General features: G+C 42.1%; 4 protein-coding genes. All 4 read right to left on the bottom strand.

Going from position 1 to position 6,639, the window contains the following annotated elements; genetic code table 11:
* Nucleotides 1-439: 439 nt before the first annotated feature.
* The gene (locus O9316_RS12585) at nucleotides 440-1,861 is read right to left on the bottom strand and encodes an agmatine/peptidylarginine deiminase (protein WP_298347289.1); all 1,422 of its coding nucleotides are present in this window, start codon (nucleotides 1,859-1,861) and stop codon (nucleotides 440-442) included.
* A gap of 972 nt (nucleotides 1,862-2,833) precedes the next feature.
* Complete coding sequence (locus O9316_RS12580) at nucleotides 2,834-3,925, bottom strand: hypothetical protein (RefSeq protein ID WP_298347286.1); 1,092 nt, start codon at nucleotides 3,923-3,925, stop codon at nucleotides 2,834-2,836.
* Nucleotides 3,926-4,663: 738 nt separating this feature from the next.
* Nucleotides 4,664-5,491 (bottom strand): SDR family oxidoreductase, encoded by an 828-nt coding sequence (locus O9316_RS12575; RefSeq protein WP_298347284.1) that lies wholly within the window; start codon nucleotides 5,489-5,491, stop codon nucleotides 4,664-4,666.
* On the bottom strand, nucleotides 5,488-5,982 hold the full coding sequence (locus tag O9316_RS12570; protein WP_298347282.1) for a hypothetical protein: 495 nt from the start codon (nucleotides 5,980-5,982) through the stop codon (nucleotides 5,488-5,490). Before O9316_RS12570 ends, O9316_RS12575 begins: the two co-directional genes overlap by 4 nt.
* Between the last annotated feature and the right edge of the window lie 657 nt (nucleotides 5,983-6,639).

Raw genomic sequence — 6,639 nt, 5'->3', positions numbered from 1 at the left:
ACAAACGGGGGCGCAGTGGCGGGCCGGATTTTTCTTTTGGGCGGCTTTTCGGCTTGCCAACCGTAGCCAAGCGAAGGTTGGGCTGCTCCGGGGTACGCTTCGCTCCCGTGCCCACGCGAGGCGCGTGGGCACCAAGCCCGGCGGCAATCCCGCTAAGGCGGGGCATCCCGGCCGCGCGTTGTTTATTCGGGCAGTTCGCGTATCAGACAAAATCAACGAAAGCACCTGTTATCCGAGTTCATCTCGTTTGTTGGTGACCCACAGCGCTACTGCTCACGCGCAACACCAACAAAGGCGAGGTTACTTTTTGTAATTTGTTGCGCTAAACTTTTGAATCGAAGCTACTTGAAAATAAAAGATGAACCTTTTATCTGAATCAAAGGCATTACCTTAGTCAATTGTAAAATCAGATAATAAGTCAAAGTTCTCCAAAAAACATCTACTTAAACATCTCTTTTGTTTGACAATGCACTGAGCCAACTGGGTACTTACTAAAATCAATCCCAATTATCTTATAATTTGGCATAGCTTTTCGATATGCATCAAGAGCTGCAATATCCTCGCTAACACCAAAAACAGGAATAATTACCGATCCGTTTAGGGTTAAACTGTTGATGTAACTCCAAAAGTTAACTGATTCATTATTGGTTTTAGGCATACTAAGCCGAATAATCTGATACTTGTTTCCATCGATGGATTTTATTTCTGAAAGCTCTTTCGCTATATTTTCAAAGTCCTGATACCACTTATAAGAAATATCACTTTTAATAACCATTAGTGTGTTTTTATCGACAAACTTAACTACCATGTCAATATGACCAGTAAGCTCATCTTTAAGCAATGGTAGCAGAATTAGATTTTTGCATCCGTAGTATTCCTTCATTGTCTTCTCTAACTTGCTTAGGTTATAGTCTGGATTATTGATTAAAACTGAATTAAACATGATAAAAGTACCCTCTCCATCGGAAATAATATTACCGCCTTCAACTATCAGTGGAACCCTATAAACGGGGATGTCAAAGTATCTCCCCAAATCACCTGCCGCATCTGCACTGAGTTTATGGTATGAATTATACTCTTCATAATAGTTATTCCAAATAAAAATCTTTTCACCATTGGTATTTATCACTGTCGTAGGTCCATAATCTCTTGTCCAGACATCATCTGTTTTAACATATGCAAAGCGAACATTCGCAAGCGATATATCTTTCTGCTCAAAGTAAAGCATAACGGCTTTTTGCCAATACTCATTGGGAACCAAAACTATTGCTTCAGCTTCACTTGAAATTGAATTGATCAACTCTGTATGCGTTTTCCATTGCCCTGGATAATATATTGGGAAGGAAACAAATACCGATTTAATTGGCTCAAATTCAGCAGGCAATCTAACAGGGAGGGTGGGTGTTGCATTCATAAATGCTTTTGTAAAGTCATCTTTGGGAACCATTAGATTTTGAGAGATTGATATTTTCTCCAATTTGAATTGTGCTTGCTCAACGGATAATTGGATTTCGTCTAACAAACCGGTCCCTTTCAAATAATTCATTATATCATTTTCTGATTCAGGTGAGTTGATAGCCGCATCAAACCTATAGGCATATCTTTTTCGTACAGCCTTTTCTATGCTTGATACCATGTCCTCATCCATAAACTGTTTCGTCCAGGGAGCCGCATTGGCAATTATGTTTTCGTAGCCAAAATTTGTATAGGTTTGAAAAGGAAGATTTACATCACTATTTTCAAAATAATCAATGCCTTGATTTTTTAATTGCCATTGTACTACCTTGCGAGGTAGAAAATAACCTGCGATTATTCCTATTAAAAGAAACAGGCATCCGATCATAATTATTTTTGCTTTCATTTTATTTCTCTCCGTAATTTCAATGTCAATTCTTTATTTAACTCTACTTTATCAGATACACGAAAGTAGAAAAATCGGATCAGTAAGTTGCCGCTAATAAGTTTTTTGCATCAGAAAAAAACGCCCTTAGGACGAGAAAGACCAAGGGCGTTTCAAAAAAACAAAACTTAACTTATATACATTCAATTTTCTATCTCAATTTATTGGTTTATTGTATTAAGTGAAGCTCTAATAACTTTGTTTTTAAAAAATAAAATTCCGACCGGTTTTTTTAAATCGTGCAATCCATTTGAAAATTCTTTACTATTCCTCAGAGTCTCGCCTCGGACTCTGCGGCTTCCCTACTCCCCCTAGCTTGCACTCTCAAACCACCACCCTTGGCCTGAGCACCTGCCGCCCCGTTCATGCTTGCGCTCCTCGCCAGCGTGAGAACTAAAAGTAAAAAGTCCTGCCGGTTGGCAAAAATCCGTTCGCGGCCTAGGCTGCCTGCGCCCACGATTTCCGCGGCACGTGCTGCACACACGCGCTGGCTGTGGGCGCCAGTCTTTTGCAAAACTAAAAATACAAGTTTACGTGTTGGCGACTTTCATCGCGCTGGGTGGTGAAGACCACAAACGAGGGCGGAGTGGCGGGACATATTTTTCTCTTGGGCGGCTTTTCGGCTTGCCAACCGTAGCCAAGCGAAATTTGGGCTGCTCCGGGGTACGCTTCGCTCCCGTGCCCACGCGAGGCGCGTGGGCACCAGGCCCGGAGTTTATCCCGCTAAGGCGGGGCATCCCGGCCGCGCGTTGTTTATTCGGGCAGTTCGCGTATCAGACAAAATCAACGAAAGCACCTGTTATCCGAGTTCATCTCGTTTGTTGGTGACCCACAGCGCTACAGCTCACGCGCAACACCAACAAAGGCGAGGTGCTATCCGCCAAATGCACAATACACGATGTTATGGGCTGCCTTTGGTCTACATTTAACTCTTTAAATAATTATTGAGTTAATTGAACGTCTTATATGTTTGCCATAACCATCTTGATTGCTGTACCCAAGCCGAATTATAAATTGTATGGGCTTTTTAAGCTCCAAATTATCAGAAATATCATTTTTCATTGGCTCTTCCTCCAAGATTTGGGAAATGGTGTGATTTCTTATACTTAATTCAGTACACTTTAACAGGGCCTTTTGATAAAGTCTTCCAGATTCGTAAATAGAAATATTTTCACTACTATTTGAAGTTATCACTAAAAAGCCGCTCGTGTGCTTAACTTGTTCTATCGCACTTTTTATTCCCTGTTCAACAAATGAGTTGCCAATAGCTGATTTTTTGTTAAAGAAACTATACCAGACAAATTTGGGCAAGCCATTTAATCCCAGCATTTCAGGAAAAAGACCATCACCTGATTTTTCCTTTTGATCTTTGTCAAACCTCAACCAATCGCTCAGTTCCGATTGTTTGCTTTTATCATTGCTTTGTTTTGTGAACGCTTGAATTTGCAAGTCTGATATTATTTTACCTTTTGGGGAGTTCGAGGAGAAGAAATGTATATTTTCCCTGTCCAAGTCTTGAAGATTGGTAATGTTCTGCTTACTCATTTCTCCAATATTATAGTTTTTTCTGTCAGTAAAACGATTTTCAATCAAAGATAATGTTGCATTGCTAGAACTTTGCTTATTACCTTTCATTTCAATACTAAACAATTCTTTGTCTGCTGAAATCGAACCTAGAAATGGTTCAATTTCCAATTGATTACCTATGGCCATGGCCGCATTATCAATTGTTTCAATAAAGGCAGATATTGAAAGTAAAAACTCTCTGTTATTTGGATCAACAAATGGTAATCTTCGTTGAAAATCACCGAAAACCTTTATTTTGTTTTCATCAATTTTAACCTTCCACGGTTGAGTATTATGACTACTTGGAGCATGCATGCCATAGGCAAGAATTTGCTGAATAGTTGAATCTGCTTTTTGCATTGGTTTGTAATTTATGGTTTGTGCTTTTAGAATATCCTTTGGCAATACAGAAGTAATACCTAATGCTGTCAACGCTTTCATAAATTCTTTTCTGTCCATATAAGTGTTTTTATTTATGTATACATTCAATTTTCTATCTCAATTTATTGGTTTATTGTATTAAGTGAAGCTCTAATAACTTTGTTTTTAAAAAATAAAATTCCGACCGGTTTTTTAAATCGTGCAATTCATTTGAAAATTCTTTACTATTCCTCAGAGTCTCGCCTCGGACTCTGCGGCTTTCCTACTCCCCCTCGCTTGCACTCTCAAACCACCATTCTTGGCCTGAGCACTGCCTGCCGCCCCGTTCATGCTTGCGCTCCTCGCCAGCGTGAGAACTAAAAGTAAAAAGTCCTGCCGGTTTGCAAAAATCAGTTTGCGGCACAAACTGCCCGTGCCCATGATTTCCGCGGCACGTGCTGGGCGCAAGCCTTTTGCAAAACTAAAAATACAAGTTTACGTGTTAGCGACTTACTCGTCCCGCAGCATCTCCCCAGGACATGATGCGCAAGCGCGGTACTTCAATCGTATCGTGCTCTTAGAAAGACGATAGCTGAAGATGTGGATATGTTACGATCTACTTGCACGATTGTCAGGCAACCAGCGTGAACAAGTGTTAATTTAGGAAACATCAAAAGTGGAATAAAAATGAATCCACTTGCTAAAAACAAGAAACGATTAGCAGAAAACTCTCGAAAGTTGCCCCTAGGGGCACTATCTACTGACCACAAGTGCTGAAGTAAGCGACTATGGTAAGCCGACCAATGATAACGAAGGCAGAAAAAGACAGACCACATTTCACTTTAGCGCATACTGTGTGGCCACCAGGTGCTCGAAAATACGGGCCGGCAATAAACGCTTCAAGGGTATCATCAATCGCTCCAGTAGGGTTCCCCCAACATACCGAAGTGAGGGGTGGCGCTCTCCCATAATATCCTCGATCTTTCTGGCTATAATTAACGGACTTGATCCGGTTTGTTCATTCTTAATGGCTGCGTTATGAGCTGCTGTCTGGTATCTAAAATAGGGTGATTTCTCATTTGTTTTGCTGCCTGAACTAGGTTTAGCAGACATACCGGTATTAATATCCCCTGGCTCAAGTATAACAACCTTAACGCTAAAAGGAATTAACTCGAGGCTAAGCGCCTCAGACAATCCCTCAAGGGCGAACTTAGAAGCGCTGTACATACCATCAAATGGGATGGCTATCTGCCCGCCTATTGAAGTTGTATTGATAATAAGACCACGCATATTGTTACGCATTGAGGGGAGGACCGACTGTATTACCCTTAGTGGCCCCAGCGTGTTAACTTCAAGTATTTGCCGGGCATCATGAATATCCATTTCTTCCAGAGACCTTGAAAAACTGATTCCAGCATTGTTGATCAGAACATCGATTCGTTGGGCTGCCTCTAGCACCCGGTTTACGGCAAACCTCACAGACTCGGTATCTCTTACGTCCATTGAAAGTATCGAATAGCCATCTTGATGAAGTTGAATACCGTCAACAGGCTCGATTACTGTGCCGAAAACGGTCATCCCCTTGGAGGCTAAGTAACCTGCAGTTGCCCTACCTATGCCGGATGATACACCTGTTATGAGAACTACTGGCTTGGTATTGTTCATACTGTTATAGGGTTAGCGGTATCAATGGCATCAAACAAGTCGGCCACGAATCGATTTACGGCATCCTGGAGAGGATAAATAAGTTTCACAATTGGCCGAAGAAGTGGCTGCTTGACCTGAATTTCCTCATAGATAAAAAGCGTAGTAACTTTATCTGTGTCCTTAGTGAAGCGCACCAGCCAAGTACCGCGGAATCCAAAACCTTTAAAATGCGCCTCGAAAAGATGGTTGGTAACTGAGCGTACCTCTTCGTAATCTACCGGTGGGGAGTCAAATGCCAATTCCCGCCAACGCTTATTTGAAGTTACGATAACCTCCCTCAGATCGCTACGAAACGCTTGTCTCCGATCTATCGCAATCATGTGAAACAACCACTCGATTGGGGCTTCGATTGTAACCGTTGCAGTGGCTACTGCAACACGAGATGGCGCAACGAAACTCAAAACTAAATAATAAAGCGAGGGTATGGCGATCAAGAGTAAGGTCATCATGTCGTTCATAAACTTTTTTGTCTTGCTTCGATGAAAACAAAGTTAAAAAACTTTCTTGCTGCATCAAGCCAATATGTGCAGGCGTGCAAAGACAATTTGGAGTCGTTTACCAAGTTCTTTTTTTTGGAAATTTTATGGTTTTCCCTAAAAAGAAAGACTCCTGAGAAAAGAAGCCTTATCCTACTCCCCAAAATTCAGACCATAGGTTAAGCGAACCTCTAATAACTCCATTTTCAAAATATAAAATTCCGACCGGTTTTTTTAATCGTGCAATCCATTTGAAAATTCTTTACTTCTCCGCAGAATCACCCCTCAGACTCTGCGGCTTCCCTACTCCCCTCGCTCGCCCTCTCAAACCACCACATTACCCGTTGAGCACTGCCGGCCCGTTCATGCTTGCGCGCCTCGCCAGCGTGAGAACTCAGAATAAAACAATCCTGCCGGTTTGCAAAAATCAGTTCGCGGCACAAACTGCTCGTGCCCATGATTTCCGCGGCACGTGCTGCACACACGCGTTGGCTGTGGGCGCAAGCCTTTTGCAAAACTAAAAATACAAGTTTATCTGTTAGCTACTTTCATCTCGCTGTGTGGTGGAGACCACAAACGGGGGCGCAGTGGCGGGCCGGATTTTTCTTTTGGGCGGCTTTTCGGCTTGCC

This window comes from Flavobacterium sp., from assembly GCF_027533505.1.
GTDB lineage: Bacteria > Bacteroidota > Bacteroidia > Flavobacteriales > Flavobacteriaceae > Flavobacterium.
Note: the sequence above shows the minus strand (reverse complement) of the source record. Positions and strands in the feature narration are given on the sequence as shown.